We start from the raw sequence: 15,091 nt of genomic DNA on the forward strand, positions 1-15,091 counted from the left end.
AAGCGGTGGACAGCCGGGGCTCGTCTCAGCGTGCGTTGACGTGCAGCGCCAGGGCGGTTCCCGCGCCGAGCGTCGTCGTGAACCTGCCGGAGGAGTCGACGGTCACGCGGACGCAGCCGTTCTCCTGGACGTTGCAGTAGCTCCCGGCGGGCAGCGCGGTCTGGAACGTGCGGGTCACCGCGAACGTCTCGCGGTTGATCGCGACGAATCCCTTGCTGCCGCGGCCGAACGCGATCAGGTCGAACCCGTTGTCCTGCCAGTTGTTCACGTCGGTGCCCGCCACGGTGTTGCGGAACGCCACCATGTTCGCGATCTGCGTCCAGGCGTGCTGGCACTTCCAGCCGCTGTAGCAGACCGAGTTGCCGGGCGGGCCCGCGTCCTTGTCGCTGAACTCGTAACCCGAGTACACCTGCGGCGCACCGTAGTTCCACGCCAGCATGAAGACGTTCGCCAGCGTGTAGGTCGAACCGTCCTTGTACGTCAAGGTGGAGTTGTTGCGCTCGGTGTCCCAGTTGTCGACGAACGGCCGCGCCTGACCGCTGGGCAGGAAGCCCCACGGCTGCCCGAAAGTCTTCAGGTAGGCCAGGTTCTCGTTGTTGAAGATCCGCTTGAGGTCGTAGGCGTAGCGGAACTCGTCCACGTCACCGGACCCCGTGTACTCGCCGGGCTGCACGGCCTCGCCCGCTCCGTAGATCACCTCGTGCACCCAGAACACGGCGGGGTTGCTCAGCTTCCCCTTGATCGCGGCGAGATCGCCCGCGGCCATGTGCTTGGCCGCGTCGATGCGGAACCCGTCGACGCCCATCGCGATCAGGCGGTTCAGGTACGCGGCGATGGCCCCGCGCACGTACTCGCTGCCGGTGTCCAGATCGGACAGACCGACGAGCTCGCAGTTCTGGACGTTGAAGCGGTCCTGGTAGTTGCTGATCGGCGAGCGGCACGAGTGGAAGTCCCAGTCGCTGTACACGCCGGGGTAGTTGTACTTGGAGTAGCCGGTACCGCCGGTGCCCGTGCCCGATCCGGCGCTCATGTGGTTGATCACCGCGTCGGCGATGACCTTCACACCCGCGTTGTGGCAGGTGCTGACCATGTTCCGGAAGGCGTTCTCGTCACCGAGGCGCCCGGCGATCCGGTAGCTGACGGGCTGGTAGCTGGTCCACCACTGCGGACCCTGGACGTGCTCGGTCGCGGGGGAGACCTCGACGTAGCCGTAGCCCTTGGGGCCGAGGACGTTGGTGCACTCCGCCGCCACGCGGGCGAACGGCCACTGGAACAGGGTGACGGTGACGTCCTTGGCGCCCGGTGGCGCCGCAAGACTTTGCACCGGTGTGGACAGTCCGACGATCAGCAGCACCGCGAGAAGGGTGCGTGAAACTGAGGAAACCACGTTGTCTCCTTGTGTGCAGGGGTTCACTGAAGGTCGTAGCATCCGCAGGCACACCGGGCAAAGCGTTGCAAGAACTTTCTGGAGCAATTCGGCCTAGTGCGCGCGCCGCACGAGACCGGGTAAGGTCTCGATCATGACGAAGAGAATCGAGTCTTCCTCCGCCAGGTGAGCGAGCGCAGCGAGCGGACGCTCGCCCTCCTCGAACTGCTGGCGCGGTTCGCCGCGGATCCCGCGCTCACGCCGCAGGCCTTGCACGACCAGGTCCTCGCTCTCGATCCTGACGAGGAAGCCGTGCTGCGTGGCAGCTGTCGAGCCCGCTTCGAACCCGTGGCACCGCTCGTCCGCGCGGCCAGGTGGTTCCTCTCCCGGAGCACGGACGACCGCGTTCGCCTCCTCGGCCTGCGGCTGCTGGAGGGCGAGGCGGAACTGGGCGACGTCCCGGACGTCATCGCGGCCGCAACGAATCCGGGCCTGGCCAGAGTCGCCGTCCAGGTGCTGGTGAAGATCGAAGGTGCCGAGCACGACGCCATCCGGTTCGCCGAGGAGCACTCCGGCGACGCGCTCCACGCGGCCGTCCGGGTGCTGATCGGCCATCCCGATCCGCAGGTGCGGGACTGGGTGCGGTCGCACGGCGGCCGGGGCAGTATCGCCAGGAGGATCGCGGAGTCGCACGACCTTCGTGGCCTGCTCGACCAGGCGGACGTGACGGATCGGTTGTGGGATCAGGCCGGGGCGTTGCTGTACGGCATGAGCCGCGCGCACGGCTACTCGGTGCTGCACGAGTACCAGGACGCGATCGCCGTGTGCCGGCGCTGGGTCGAACTCGCCCACCTGCGGCCCGCCACCCACGACCGGGCCGCGGCGCTGACGGCCCTCGCCGACGAGTTCGCCACCGGCCACGCGGCGCTGGTGCTGGGTGACCTGCGCGTCGAGCTGGTCGCCACCCTGAAGGACGTCCTGACCGCCTGGATCGAGGAGCTCGGTCCGGTCAGCGCCTGGATCGCTCAGCGGGCCGCCGCGCTCGACACACCCCGCTCCGGGTTCGCTGTGCGCGTCGTGACGCACGAACCGAAACCGGTCGGCATGGCCGAGGCCAGGGTGGTCATCGACGGCGTGCCGATCGCCGCGCGGGTGTTCGGCTGCTTCGAGGCCGACCCGCCGGAGTGCGTGATCCCCCAGTTGGCCGCCACGGCTGAGCCGAAGGAGATCGTCGTGGACGAGAACGACGGTGCCGAGCTGCGCGTCACGATTGTGCGCGAGGGTGACGAGGTGGTGTGGCGGGACTGGAAGTGCCAGATCATCGGCAGGTTGCCGCAGGACGTCCCGTTCGACGCCGGGGAGTACGACCGCGAGGTCGCCCGCTTCACGCACGACCACAGCTGGGAATGGCCGGCCAGGACGGTGGCACGGCTGCTCAACGAGAGGCTGCGTGCGGATCCGACGGTCCTGGGCCGGTGGGACTGCGTCCGCGGCAGGTGCCACGCCACGTGGGACAGCCAGGACGTGGCGGAGCTCGACTTCTCCTACCCGGACGCGGACCCGTACGTCACCTTCCGGCTGGCGGTCGACGTGACCGGCCGCGATCCGGAAGAAGTGGCCGACGAGGTGTTCGCCGCGCTGGTGGCGTCCGATCCCAAGGTCACGACCGGAATGGTCGGCCTCGACGGCAGAGACCGTGCCGCGCTCGTCGGCCTGCCCTACCGCCCCTACCGCCGGCTCACGAGCAGGTAGCGCTCGTCCTCGATCGGGCGGCCCCACAGGTCCTCGCTCGTCAGCGGGGTGACCACGGCCTCCGCGCGCACCCCGAGCACGAGCTCGCGGGTCTGCGCGGAGGTCAGTCCCGCTCCGGTCGACCACCGGCCCTCCACGAGCAGCAGGACGCCGTCCGGTTCCAGCAGGGACACCCACTCCGCCAGTGCCGCCGCCGGATCCGGCAACGCCCACAGCACGTGCCGTGCCAGCACGACGCCGAACGAGGCCCTGGGGTGCGGCGGGTGAGCCGCGTCGCCGGTGCCGAACTCGACGGCCACGCCCGCGGCCGCCGCCTTGGCACGCGCGATTCCCACCATCTCCTCGGAGAGGTCCAAGCCGTGCACGTCGTGACCGGCTTCGGCGAGCAGCACCGACAGGCTGCCGGTGCCGCAGCCGAGATCGACGACCGAGGACGCCGCGGGGACGAGCGACAGGAGGAGCCGTGCCCAGGCGTCACGCACCCGCGGATCGCGCAAACCGTGGTCAGGTTCGTCGTCGAACGCAGCGGCGTGCCGGTCCCAGAACTCCCGTGTCGTCACGATTTCAGTTTTGCTTAAGGGACCATCAAGCCTTGCCCAAATGAGATGCGGTCTTCGTCGTACGGTCCCTAACCTCGCTTCATGAGGCTTGTGCTCTGGTTCACACTCGCTTGCGCCTGCGCGCTCAGCGGTGACCACGCGCTCGCAGCCGTCCTGGTTCTCCTCCTCGCCGGCTGCGCTACCGACCGCGTGCGCTGAACTGTTCAGCCCCGGCTGTACAGTTCGGTTCATGCTGACCTGTGAGACGCGGGAGACCGCCCTCGCGCGGCTGGGCCGCGCGCTGGCCGACCCGACGCGGTGCCGGATCCTGATCGCGCTGCTCGACGGCCACGGCTATCCGGCGCAGCTGGCCGAGCGGCTGGAGCTGACCAGGTCGAACGTCTCGAACCACCTGTCGTGCCTGCGCGGCTGCGGCCTGGTCGTCGCGACCTACCAGGGCCGCCAGGTGCGTTACGAGCTGGCGGACCCGCACCTGAAGCGCGCGATCAGCGAGCTCCTGGACGTCGTGCTGGCCGTCGAGCCCGGAGCGGACTGCGCCGATGAGTGACGCCTGCTGCGCGCCCGTCGTGGACGGGCGCAAGCTCCTGCTCCAGCGGCGGGTCCGGATGTTCGTCGCCGCCACGATCACCTACAACGTGGTCGAGGCGGTCATCGCGCTCGCGGCCGGCTCGGTGGCGGGGTCGACGGCGCTGATCGGGTTCGGGCTGGACTCGGTGATCGAGGTGGCGTCGGCGACCGCGGTCGCCTGGCAGTTCGCCGGGCGCGACCCCGAGAAGCGCGAACGGACGGCGCTCAAGGTGATCGCCGTGTCGTTCTTCGCGCTCGCGGCGTACGTGAGCGTCGAGTCCGTGCTGTCCCTGGTGCAGGGCGACCGGGCCGCGCACTCGACGGTCGGCGTCGTGCTCGCGGCGGTGTCGCTGCTGGTCATGCCGTGGCTGTCCTACGCCCAGCGCAGGGCCGGTCGGGAACTCGGGTCCGCGAGCGCGGTGGCGGACTCGAAGCAGACGCTGCTGTGCACCTACCTGTCCGCGGTGCTGCTGGTGGGCCTCGTGGTGAACAGCCTGTTCGGCTGGTGGTGGGCCGATCCGCTGGCGGCGCTCGTGATCGCCGCGGTGGCGGTCAGGGAAGGTCGTGAGGCGTGGCGGGGTCACCACTGCTGCTGACCTGCTTGCGGGCGACGAGTCGTTCCACCACCCCGAGCTTGAACCGCTCCCGGTGCTCGACGGTCAGGCCGCGGGCCACGACCAGGTGCAGCGGGCGGCGCAGGAAGTGCTCGCCCGCCATCGGCACCGTGATCCGCTCCACGAGCCACTGCGCGCCCCGCGCGAGCCGGGACGAGCTGGCGACGTGGTCGACGAGAACCAACCGCCCACCGGGCCGCAGCACCCGAACCATCTCGGTCACCGCCGTCTCGTGGTCGGGGATGGCGCACAGGCCGAGCGTGCACACGACGGTGTCGAACGCGGCGTCGCCGAACGGCAGGGCGTGCGCGGTGCCCTGCCTCAGGACGACGTCCAGGCCGAGCCGCGCCGCGCGGGACCGGGCGAGCTCGAGCATCCGCTCGCTCAGGTCCAGGCCGGTCAGCGCGACGCCGGCGGGGTAGTGCGGCAGGTTGAGGCCGGTGCCGACGGCGACCTCCAGGACCTCCCCGGTGGCCCGGGAACAGGCCCACTGGCGGGAGTCGCCGAAGACCCGGCGGTCCAGGACGCCGATCTCCGCGTCGTAGTTCGCCGACTTGCGGTCCCAGTACCTCTGCCAGCGGGTCTGATCCATGCCGCCCAGCCAACACGAACACTGGACAGGCCGCGCGAAGAAGGCTAGATCTGCCCCGGTGCGAGTCGTGGTTGTCTCCGGGGGCGATCCCGGTCATGTGGTGCCGGCCATCGCGCTGTGCCTGCGGTTCACGGAGGCGGGCGACACCCCGGTCCTGCTGACGGGGGAACGCTGGGTCGAGCCCGCCCTCGCCGAGGGGATCACGGCCTCGCGAGTGCCCGGCCTGTCGCTGGACGACCTGAGGGACGCGCCGGACCTCGGGCGCGCGCTGCACGACCAGGCCGCGACGCTCGCGTTGGCGCTCGCCCCGCACCTCGCCGCGTTGGAACCGGATCTGGTCGTGTGCGACGTTCTCGCCCTGGGCGCGAGCATGGCCGCGGAACTCGCCGGTGTGCCGTGGGTGCAGCTGTCGCCGCATCCGCTCTACGAACCCTCGAAGTGGCTGCCGCCGATGGGGAGCGGGCTCGCCGCCGGGGCCGGCGTGCGGGGCAGGCTGCGCGACTCGGTGCTGCGGGCGCTGACGGCCAGGTCGCTGCGCCAAGGGGAACGGCAGCGTGCCGTTGTGCGGCAACGGATCGGGCTCGACGCCCGGGGAACGGGTCCGGCGGCGCGGTTGATCGCGACGTTGCCCGCGCTGGAGGTGCCGCGTCCGGACTGGCCGCGTGACGCGCACGTCGTCGGGCCGCTGCTGTGGGAGGCGAGCAAGGAGACGCTGACCCCGCCGCCGGGTGACGCACCGCTGGTGGTGATCGCGCCGTCGACGGCGTGGACCGGGACGCGGGGCATGGCGGAGATGGCGCTGGAAGCGTTGCGGGACAAGGGTGTGCGGGCGGTGGTGTCGACGTTCGCGCCCGCCCCGGACGACCTGCCGTCGTGGGCGCGGTCCGGGCCCGGTGACCAGGACGCGCTGCTGCGCCAGGCCGCGGTGCTGGTGTGCGGTGGCGGGCACGGGATGCTGGTCAAGGCGTTGCGGGCCGCCGTTCCCGTGGTGGTGGTGCCCGGCGGTGGCGACCAGTGGGAGATGGCGTGCCGGGTCGCGCGGCAGGGGAGCGGCCTCGTCGTGCGGCCGTCCACTGTGGAGGGACTGGAAGGCGCCGTGACGCGGGTGCTGGGGGACCCCGGCTTCGCCGCCGCGGCGGCTCTGGCGGCGGCGATGATCGCCGATGTTCGAGATCCTGTGGAGGTATGTCGGACTGCGTTGAGTCTTGCGCGTTGAGAGCGCTCCCACTTCAATGAGCTCATGCGCGTGTCAATGACGATGCTCGTGGTAGCGGTGTTGACGATCTCGACGGCAGGGCCCGCGGTGGCACGGCAGGACCGCGCGGCGGCACCTGACCCGTACCCCGCGGTGGGGGCCGGCACGAACTTCCTCGACCACGCGGGGCTGCTGGGCGACGTCCCGGAACCTGCCTGGTACGAGGCCAACATCCCGTTCGTCGACCTGCCGGACCGCGTCATCCGGGACACCTACTACTACCGCTGGCGGACCTACCGCGAGGCGCTCAAGTACACCGGCCCGAAGGACGGCTGGATCGTCTCCGAGTTCCTCGGCCCGGTCGGCTACTCGGCCCCGAACGGCGGCATCGTCGCCGCGGCCGGCCACCACGTCTACGAGGGCCGCTGGCTGCGCGACCACCGCTATCTGGACGACTACGTCGACTACTGGCTGCGCGGCTCCGGCGCGGGTCCGAAGCCCGCGACCGACTTCCTCAACGAGAACACCACCGACTGGGCCCACCAGTACTCGTTCTGGGCCGCCGACGCCGTGGCCGCCCGTGCCGCCGTCGATGGGCGCTCCCGTTTCGCCACGGACCGGTTGCCCGAGCTCGTGCGGCAGTGGCAGCGCTGGTCGCCGCAGTTCGACCAGCAGCTGGGGCTCTACTGGCAGACGCCGGTGTGGGACGCGATGGAGTACACGGTCAGCTCGTACCAGAGCCCCGATCCCTACCACGGTGGCGACGGCTTCCGGCCGACCCTGAACGCCTACCAGTACGGCGACGCGCGGGCGATCGCGCAGCTGTTCGAGGCGCGGGGCGACGCCGCCGGCGCACGCCCGTTCGAGCAGGCCGCGGACGCGTTGCGGGCCAACCAGGAGCGGTGGCTCTGGGACGACGCGGGCAAGTTCTACAAGCACGTCATGCGCGACGGCAACCCCGGCCGCACCAAGCTCGCCGACCGCGAGGCGATCGGCTTCGTGCCGTGGTACTTCCACATGCCACCGGCGGCGAACAGCGCGGCGTGGGCGCAGCTGACCGACCCGCAGGGGTTCGCCGCCCCGTACGGCCCGACCACCGCCGAGCGCCGCAGCCCGTGGTTCATGCGCGACGCGCTGAACGGCTGCTGCCGCTGGAACGGCCCGAGCTGGCCGTTCGCGACCAGCCAGACCCTGACCGCGCTGGCGAACCTGCTCATCGACTACCCGGCGCAGTCCTACGTCGACCGCGACGACTACCTCGCGGTGCTGCGCGGCTATGCGCTGACGCAGCGCAAGAACGGCGAACCCTACGTCGCCGAGGCGCACCACCCCGACGAGAACCGCTGGCTGTACGACGGCAAGGGCCACAGCGAGGACTACAACCACTCGACGTTCAACGACAACGTGCTGTCCGGCCTGCTCGGCATCCGGCCACAGCTCGGGAACGCGGTGTCGATCGCGCCGCTGGTCCCGGACTCCTGGACCCACTTCGCCGCCGAGAACGTGCCGTACCACGGGCACAACCTGACCGTGCTGTGGGACAGGGACGGCAGCCGCTACGGCAAGGGCGCCGGCCTGCGGGTCTGGCTCGACGGCAGGCTCACGCACACGCAGGCCGGCCTGGCGCCGGTGCGCCTGACGATCCCGGCGCGCACCTCCGCGGACGTCCCGGAGCTCGTCGACGACTTCGCGAACGTCAGCCGCACCGGCTTCCCGGCCGCCCGCGCGTCCCACAGCTACAGCGCCGACCCGCCCGCCAAGGCGATCGACGGCCAGGACTTCCACCTCGACGTGCCCGGCACGCGCTGGACGTCGTACGGCAGCCCGAACTCCGCGGACTGGCTGGAGGTCGACCTGGGCGCGCCAGCACCGATCTCCGATCTGCGCGTCGTGTTCTACGACGACGGCGGGGGAGTGCGCGTGCCGGCGACGTTCGACCTGCAGTACTGGGACGGCCAGTGGCGTGACCTCCCCGGCCAGCGGAGAACTCCTGCGCAACCGGTGGCACGCCGGCTGAACCGCGTTCTGGTGGAACCGGCGGTGACCACCAGCCGGGTGCGGATCCTGCCGAGCCGGGCGGACGGCGGAGCCGTCGGCATCACGTCGTTCTCGTCGTGGCGGTCACCGGTCCGGGGGCTGCGCGCCTCGGTGCCGGACGATCTCGCGGTCCGCGCGGGAGCCGTCGAGACGACCACGACCTTGCAGGCACAGCAACCGTTGCGCGGTGTCCGCGCGACGCTGGCCGTGCCGCCGGGGTGGAGTGCGGTGCCCCTGTCCTCGGCCCACGCTGCGCAGCTCGGGACGGGCCGGAGTCTCGTCACCCGGTGGCGCATCACGGCACCTGCCGACCTGCCACTGGGGGAGCGGGCCCCGATCCGTTTGCTGGCAACGGCTTCCGGCGACAGTGGCGTCACGTCGGCGTTGAGTTCCGCGCAGACCGTCTTCGATCCTGCCGCCTACTCCTCCGTCGTCTGGGACGACACGTTCGAGACGGACCGCCTCGCCTCGTACCGCGTGGACGGTCCGTTCGGCGAACCGCCACCGGCGTTGGAGGTCGCGGACGGCGTGCTGACCGCGAGCACCGGAACGCGTGCCGGCGCGGTGCTGGGCGCGCCGGTGACCGGTGCCGTCCGAGGCACGGCGGTCGTCGTCGAACCCCGGTCGTTCGCGGGCTCCGCGCCGGAGGACAGCCTGTTCCTCGGGCAGACCGCCGGGAACCGCGACTTCGCCCTGGCCTGGTTCAACAACGCGGGCAGGGCCTCGGGCGTGGACGTGACCGTGGCCGGCGTCCGCCGCGGTGACGAGGCCACCGGCGGCTGCTGCGCGACACTGACCTGGGCACCGGGCGACCGGCTCGCCGTCGTCGTCGAGAACGGCCGGCTGACCAGCTGGCAGGAACACGCCGGCCGGTGGACGTTGCTGCGCTCCGCGCCGATCGGGTCCTTCGTGGATCCCCCGGTCGTCGCGGGCTGGGCACCGGCTCTCGGCCTGCGGCTGGACGCGGGCGCGCTCACGATCGACCGCTTCACCGTGCGGTCGAGGACCTAGCCGCAGACGCGCTCGACCAGGACCTGCCAGCTGTCGATCAGGTCGTGCACCACGGCTCCCAGGTCGGGCGCGTCGCCGTCCTGCGCTCGCAGGTAGAGCAGGACCGGCCCTTCCAGCGCGGCGACGAGTTGTAGGGCGAGGCTGCCACTGGCGGCCTCGTCCGGACAGGCCTCGCTCAGGAGCATCTGGACGTGGAACAGCGAAGGGCTGTCACGAGCGGGAACGGGCTGGCCGGGGTCCAGCGAGGCGCGTGCCAGGACGATGTGCTCGACCAGGAACTCGAGCCGGGCCCGTCCGAACGCGACCAGCCGCTTCGCCGCCGGCGCCCCGGGACCCAGCGGCGGCGGCCCGGCCAGCACCCGCTGCTGGAAGAGCTTCTCCTCCTCGTCCAGCAGGGTGTGGAAGATGCCCGCACGGGTGCGGAAGCGCCGGAACACCGTGCCCTTGCCCAGCCCGGCGCGTTCGGCGAGGCCGTCCATCGTGACCTTGTCGGCGCCCAGTTCCGCGACCATCTCCCGGGCGACCTCGATCAGGTGGGCACGGTTGCGCGCGGCGTCGGCCCGCTCCTCACGAGGACGGCCCAACGGCAGCGCGACTGGTTCCACGGCCTGCACGCTACCCGGTGACCTCGGGCGGGGCTGTCACGAATCGAAGCGCCACCTCGTCCACCTGCTGAAGCCCCGCAACGCGAACGAAGGACCGTCTCGTGAAACTTCTGCTCGACCGGATCAGCCTGGCCTTCATCGCGGCAACGTCCGCGTACGTCGGCGTCTTCGCCTACTTCGCCACGAGGACCTGGTTCGACACGTTCCCGGGGTTCGGACTGCGCTGGCTGCCGCAACTCGGTCCGTACAACGAGCACTTCGCCAAGGACATCGGCGCGGTCTACCTCGCGTTCACCGCGCTGAGCCTGATGGCGCTGGCCCACGCGAGGAAACCGGCCGTCGTGCCGCTGGCCGGCGCCACGCTGCTGGTGTTCAACACCCTGCACTTCCTCTACCACCTGACGATGCTGCACGTGTACGAGCCGCTCGACCGGGCGCTGAACGTCGTGCTGCTGGGGCTGCTCGTGGTGGTGTCCGTCATCCTCGTGATCCCGGCGAAGGCTGTCACGAATCGAAAAGTCGCTGCCTGATCTCGGCCTTCAGCACCTTGCCCACTTTGGACCGGGGCAGGTCCGGCCAGATCTCCACCTGCTTGGGCGCCTTCACCCCGCCCAGTTGCTCCTTCACGAACGCGATCAACGATGCCGGGTCGGCGTTGCCCGCGGCGCGCAACTGCACGACCGCCGTCACCCGCTCGCCCCACTTCTCGTCGGGCAGCCCGACCACCGCGCTGTCCTGGACCGCCGGATGCGCCCGCAACGCCTGCTCCACCTCGGCGGAGTACACGTTGAACCCGCCGGTGATGATCATGTCCTTGGCGCGGTCGACGATGAACAGGTAGTTGTCGGCGTCGAGGTACCCGATGTCACCGGTGTGGTGCCAGCCGTGCGCGCTCACCTCGGCGGTGGCCGCCGGGTTCTCGTGGTACCCGGCCATCACCAGCGGGCCGCGCACGACGATCTCGCCGCGTTCACCCGCGGGCAGCAGCGCACCGTCCGCGGCCATGATCGCCACCTGGGTCAGCGGAGTCGGCCTGCCCGCCGACGACAACCGCTCGTGCGCGATCGAGCCGTCGGGCAGGAAGTGGTCGGCGGGGGCCAGCGTGGCGATCATGTTCGGTGCCTCGGTCTGCCCGAACAGCTGGCCCATCACGGGCCCGATCCGGTGCAGCGCCTCGGTGAGCCGCACCGGGGACATCGGCGCGGCGCCGTACCAGAGGCACTGCAGCGAACCGAGGTCCGTCGAGTCGAGGGCCGGGTGGTCGAGCAGGCCGTAGATCACCGTCGGCGGCAGGAACGCGTGCGTGATGCGGTGGTGCTCGATCAGCCGCAGGAACTCGCCGAGGTCCGGCGCCGGCATGATCACCGTCTCGCCGCCCAGCGACATGATCGGGAACGTCAGCACGCCCGCCGAGTGCGTGAGCGGGGCGAGCGCCAGGTAGCGCGGCCGGTCGCCGAACGGGTAGCTCATCAGGGTGAGCGCGGTCGCGGTCTCCAGGTTGTGCCCGGTCAGGCGCACGCCCTTGGGCCGCCCGGTCGTGCCACCGGTGCCCGCCAGCACGCAGAGGTCGTCGTCGGCCACCGCCACCGGTTCCGGCTCACGTCCGAAACGCGCGAGCCAGTCGGTGAACGCGACCGCGCCCTCCACCTCGCCGTCCAGGCACACCAGCGTCGTCAGCGCGGGCAGGTCACCCCGGATGCGGTCGACGAGCGGGGCGAACCTCGCCTGGAAGAACAGGCAGCGGCACCCGAACAGGTCGAGCAGCTCGCGGTTCTCCGCCGCTTCGTTGCGGGGGTTGACCGGGCACCACACCGCCCCGGCCCGCGAGATGCCGAACACGCAGGTCAGCGCCAGCGGGTCGTTCGCCGACAGCACGGCGACCCGGTCGCCCGGCCCGATCCCGCTGCCCTGCAACGCTCCCGCGATCGCCCGGGAGAGCCGCTGGACCTCCGCGTAGCTCTGCGAGGAGCCGTCGATGGTCAGACAGGGGGCGTCGCCTCCGAGCGACGCCCCCTTGTCCAGGTAGTCGCAGAGCCGCATCAGCGGTGCACTTCGAGGATCGGGTCGAGCACCAGGCCGAACGACCGCAGCGCTCCCAGCAGCTCCCGGTGCCCGAACGCCTGGCAGCCCGACGCGAACCCCGTCCGGCGCGGCGCGTCCTGCAGCAGGTGCACGGCGGCGTGCACGTTCAGCAACGCCGTCTGCTTGTAGTTGCAGTTGCCGTGGATCACGCAGTGCGCGCGGCCCAGCGGACCCGAGGCGTGCACGGAGTCGAGCGAGATGTTGATCCGCGGGTTCTCGCGCGGCGGCATCTCACTGCGCACCTGCGCGGAGAACGCGTCGACGATCTCGTACTTCTCCGCGTCCGACTTGCCCTCCATCTGCTCCAGCGCCGCCGCGACGATCTGCGGCACCCCGAGCATCAACGGCCGGTTGAACACGCCTCCGAGCGCCCGCACCGACGCGACGCGCGGATCCCTCTTGAACCACACCGGATGCGCGGTCCCGCCCCACGGCAGCGCCAGGCCCAGTTCGTGCTGGCCGGGCACGACGAGCTCGTAGAGACCCGCGTCCGCCGGCCATTCCACGTACTCGTTCTGCTCCAGGTAGTAGGCCTTCGAGAACGCGGCGTTCGTGAGGATGGTGTTGGTGGAGGCGACGGTCGGATACCCCTTCCAGAACACCCCGATGTCCAAGGTGTCCAGTCCGGGCTGCTCCAGGCAGATCTGCGCGGCGATCTCGCCGACCGTGTACATCTGCGCGATGCCGGGGGAGATCAGCAGGCCCTGCTTCGCGAACTCGGCGCCGTACCGCGCGTCGGCGTCGATCATCCAGTCCTGCTCGCCGTTGGTGTCGGTGTAGTGCGCGCCGACGTTCAGGCTCGCCCGCACGGCTTCGTGGCCGTAGCGGGAGAAGGGGCCGACGGTGTTGAGCACGACCTTGGTGCCGGTGAACGCCTCGGTCAGCGCCTGCTCGGTGTGCTCGACCTCCGCGACGTCGTAGGAGACCGTGTCGATGCCGGGCACGGCGTCGACGGCCTCCTTGACCCTCTTGCCGTCGCGGCCGGCGGCGAGGAACGGGATCCCGTACTCGCGCAGGTACTCGCAGATCAGGCGTCCGGTGTAGCCGGAGGCCCCGTAGACCACTACGGGCTTGTCGGTGGGCATCGCGTCACATCCCCATGCCGCCGTCGACCGGGAGGCCCGCCCCGGTGATGAACTTCGAGGCGTCGGACGCGAGGAACACCACAGCGTCGGCCATGTCGTCGACCTGGCCGAGCCGGCCGAGCGGCGTGAGCTCCACGACCGCGCCCACGGCGGCCTCGACCGACGGGAACAGGCCCAGCTGGGCGCAGTCGACGGCCAGCTGGTTGCCCATCGCGGTGGGGGTGAGGCCGGGGTAGATGCAGTTGACGCGCACGCCGTAGCCGAGCTTGCCGGACTCCGCGGCCGCGACCCTGGTCAGGCGGTCGATCGCGGACTTCGTCGCCGAGTAGACGCTGATGCCGGGGAAGGCGATGGTGGCCGCGACGGACGCGACGCTGATGATCGAGCCGCCGTTGCCCGCGGCTCCTCCGGGGCGCATCGCGCGCAGGCCGTGCTTCATGCCGAGCGCCGTGCCCAGCACGTTCACGTCCAGCATCCTGCGGACGTCCGCGGGGTCGAGTTCGGTGATCAGGCTGGTGATCTCGATGCCCGCGTTGTTCACGAGGATGTCGAGCCCGCCGAGCGCGTCGACGGCCGTGCTCACCGCTGAGGCCCAGCCCGCGTCGTCGGTGACGTCCAGCGGCACGAACTCCGCCGTCGCTCCCGAGTCGCGCAGCGCCTGGGCGGTCTGCTTGCCCTCGTCCTCCAGGACGTCGCCGATCAGGACGGACGCCCCGGCCGCCGCGAGAGCCTGCGCCATGCCCGCGCCCAGCCCTCGTGCACCTCCGGTGACCAGCGCTTTCCGCCCGCTCAGCTGATAACTCGTCATTGAGTCGCCTCCTCGGTGAGATGGCTCACACCCTAGCTACTCCTTGACAGTCGTCAAGTTTTTCTTTGACGACTGTCCAAGATTTTTTGGACGAATGGTCAAGATTCGTCGCGGTGGGGGTTACGATCCAGGACGTGACAGAAGTCGCTTCGCGCAAGCAGGACCGCCTCGCCCGCCGGCAGGTCGACAAGTTCGACGCCCGGCGGACCGAGCTCGCCGTGGCGACGCTGCACACGCTCGCCGAGCTGGGCTACGCCCGCACGAGCCTGCGGGAGATCGCGCAGAACTCCGAGTTCTCGCACGGTGTCCTGCACTACTACTTCGAGGACAAGCGCGACCTGATCACCGAGGCGGTCCGCCAGTACGAGGTCGTCTGCGTGACGCGCTACGACGAGGTGGTGGCCACGTCGACGACGGCGGAGCAGCTGCGCGCCGAGTTCGTGGCGATGTTCTTCGACACCCTCGGCCGCGACGCGCCGCTGCACCGCCTCTGGTACGACCTGCGCAACCAGAGCCTGTTCGACGGGTCGTTCCGCGCCGACGTGCTGGAGATCGACGGCCACCGGCAGGACATGGTGTGGCGGGTCGTCAGCCGCTACGCCGAACTGCTCGGCGGCACGCCCGCGGCGTCGCCCGGCACCACCTACGTGACGCTCGACGGCATCTTCCAGCGGGCTCTGCTGCACCACTTCACCGGGAATTCCGGCACCGTGGCCCAGCTGCGCGCCGAGCTGCCCGCCGTGATCGACCTGCTGGTGACCAAAGCCGAATAGCGGCCGTATCGCGGAGATATCAGAAACCGCATACGGGCCGGCAA

The 15,091-nt window shown here is 70.7% G+C and carries 14 protein-coding genes; 7 read left to right on the top strand and 7 right to left on the bottom strand.

The window, feature by feature from the left end; all coding sequences use genetic code 11:
* Nucleotides 1-25: 25 nt before the first annotated feature.
* A complete protein-coding gene (locus ORI60_RS10600; protein ID WP_266036753.1) occupies nucleotides 26-1,387 on the bottom strand; it encodes an alpha-amylase in 1,362 nt (453 codons plus the stop codon).
* A 165-nt stretch (nucleotides 1,388-1,552) separates the two neighbouring features.
* On the opposite strand from ORI60_RS10600, the gene ORI60_RS10605 reads away from it, so the two are divergent.
* Nucleotides 1,553-3,118: a hypothetical protein gene (locus tag ORI60_RS10605; protein WP_266036754.1), complete on the top strand. Its 1,566-nt coding sequence runs from the start codon at nucleotides 1,553-1,555 to the stop codon at nucleotides 3,116-3,118.
* Here ORI60_RS10605 and ORI60_RS10610 read toward each other — a convergent pair.
* A complete protein-coding gene (locus tag ORI60_RS10610) occupies nucleotides 3,094-3,678 on the bottom strand; it encodes a class I SAM-dependent methyltransferase (protein WP_266036755.1) in 585 nt (194 codons plus the stop codon). The genes ORI60_RS10605 and ORI60_RS10610 overlap by 25 nt on opposite strands.
* 229 nt (nucleotides 3,679-3,907) lie before the next feature.
* On the opposite strand from ORI60_RS10610, the gene cmtR reads away from it, so the two are divergent.
* Both cmtR and ORI60_RS10620 read left to right on the top strand, forming a co-directional pair.
* Nucleotides 3,908-4,225 carry a Cd(II)/Pb(II)-sensing metalloregulatory transcriptional regulator CmtR gene (gene cmtR / locus ORI60_RS10615; protein WP_266036756.1) on the top strand — a complete coding sequence of 106 codons (318 nt, stop codon included), beginning with the start codon at nucleotides 3,908-3,910 and terminating at the stop codon, nucleotides 4,223-4,225.
* Nucleotides 4,218-4,841 (top strand): cation transporter, encoded by a 624-nt coding sequence (locus tag ORI60_RS10620; RefSeq protein WP_266036757.1) that lies wholly within the window; start codon nucleotides 4,218-4,220, stop codon nucleotides 4,839-4,841. The genes cmtR and ORI60_RS10620 overlap by 8 nt, the downstream gene beginning before the upstream one ends.
* Here ORI60_RS10620 and ORI60_RS10625 read toward each other — a convergent pair.
* Nucleotides 4,798-5,451 (bottom strand): class I SAM-dependent methyltransferase, encoded by a 654-nt coding sequence (locus tag ORI60_RS10625; RefSeq protein WP_266036758.1) that lies wholly within the window; start codon nucleotides 5,449-5,451, stop codon nucleotides 4,798-4,800. The genes ORI60_RS10620 and ORI60_RS10625 overlap by 44 nt on opposite strands.
* Before the next feature lie 58 nt (nucleotides 5,452-5,509).
* Here ORI60_RS10625 and ORI60_RS10630 point away from each other — a divergent pair, with 58 nt between their 5' ends.
* Nucleotides 5,510-6,667: a glycosyltransferase gene (locus ORI60_RS10630; protein ID WP_266036759.1), complete on the top strand. Its 1,158-nt coding sequence runs from the start codon at nucleotides 5,510-5,512 to the stop codon at nucleotides 6,665-6,667.
* Nucleotides 6,668-6,691: 24 nt separating this feature from the next.
* Entirely contained in the window at nucleotides 6,692-9,694 is a 3,003-nt protein-coding gene (locus ORI60_RS10635) for an MGH1-like glycoside hydrolase domain-containing protein (protein WP_266036761.1), read from the top strand.
* Here ORI60_RS10635 and ORI60_RS10640 read toward each other — a convergent pair.
* Nucleotides 9,691-10,299 carry a TetR/AcrR family transcriptional regulator gene (locus ORI60_RS10640; protein WP_266036762.1) on the bottom strand — a complete coding sequence of 203 codons (609 nt, stop codon included), beginning with the start codon at nucleotides 10,297-10,299 and terminating at the stop codon, nucleotides 9,691-9,693. The two genes, ORI60_RS10635 and ORI60_RS10640, sit on opposite strands and share 4 nt — an antisense overlap.
* 101 nt (nucleotides 10,300-10,400) lie before the next feature.
* Here ORI60_RS10640 and ORI60_RS10645 point away from each other — a divergent pair, with 101 nt between their 5' ends.
* Nucleotides 10,401-10,829, top strand: coding sequence for a hypothetical protein (locus ORI60_RS10645; protein ID WP_266036764.1), 429 nt, complete (start codon nucleotides 10,401-10,403; stop codon nucleotides 10,827-10,829).
* Here ORI60_RS10645 and ORI60_RS10650 read toward each other — a convergent pair.
* Genes ORI60_RS10650 through ORI60_RS10660 form a run of 3 tightly spaced genes read right to left on the bottom strand, consistent with a single transcriptional unit; the run spans nucleotide 10,804 to nucleotide 14,274 of the window.
* Nucleotides 10,804-12,339: an acyl-CoA synthetase gene (locus tag ORI60_RS10650; protein ID WP_266036765.1), complete on the bottom strand. Its 1,536-nt coding sequence runs from the start codon at nucleotides 12,337-12,339 to the stop codon at nucleotides 10,804-10,806. The genes ORI60_RS10645 and ORI60_RS10650 overlap by 26 nt on opposite strands.
* Nucleotides 12,339-13,466: a DUF5938 domain-containing protein gene (locus ORI60_RS10655; RefSeq protein WP_266036766.1), complete on the bottom strand. Its 1,128-nt coding sequence runs from the start codon at nucleotides 13,464-13,466 to the stop codon at nucleotides 12,339-12,341. Before ORI60_RS10655 ends, ORI60_RS10650 begins: the two co-directional genes overlap by 1 nt.
* A gap of 4 nt (nucleotides 13,467-13,470) precedes the next feature.
* A complete protein-coding gene (locus tag ORI60_RS10660) occupies nucleotides 13,471-14,274 on the bottom strand; it encodes an SDR family NAD(P)-dependent oxidoreductase (RefSeq protein WP_266036767.1) in 804 nt (267 codons plus the stop codon).
* 134 nt (nucleotides 14,275-14,408) lie between these two features.
* Here ORI60_RS10660 and ORI60_RS10665 point away from each other — a divergent pair, with 134 nt between their 5' ends.
* Complete coding sequence (locus ORI60_RS10665) at nucleotides 14,409-15,047, top strand: TetR/AcrR family transcriptional regulator (RefSeq protein ID WP_266036768.1); 639 nt, start codon at nucleotides 14,409-14,411, stop codon at nucleotides 15,045-15,047.
* The last annotated feature ends 44 nt before the right edge of the window (nucleotides 15,048-15,091 follow it).

Origin of the sequence: Lentzea sp. NEAU-D7, assembly GCF_026242055.1 — a bacterium.
GTDB lineage: Bacteria > Actinomycetota > Actinomycetes > Mycobacteriales > Pseudonocardiaceae > Lentzea.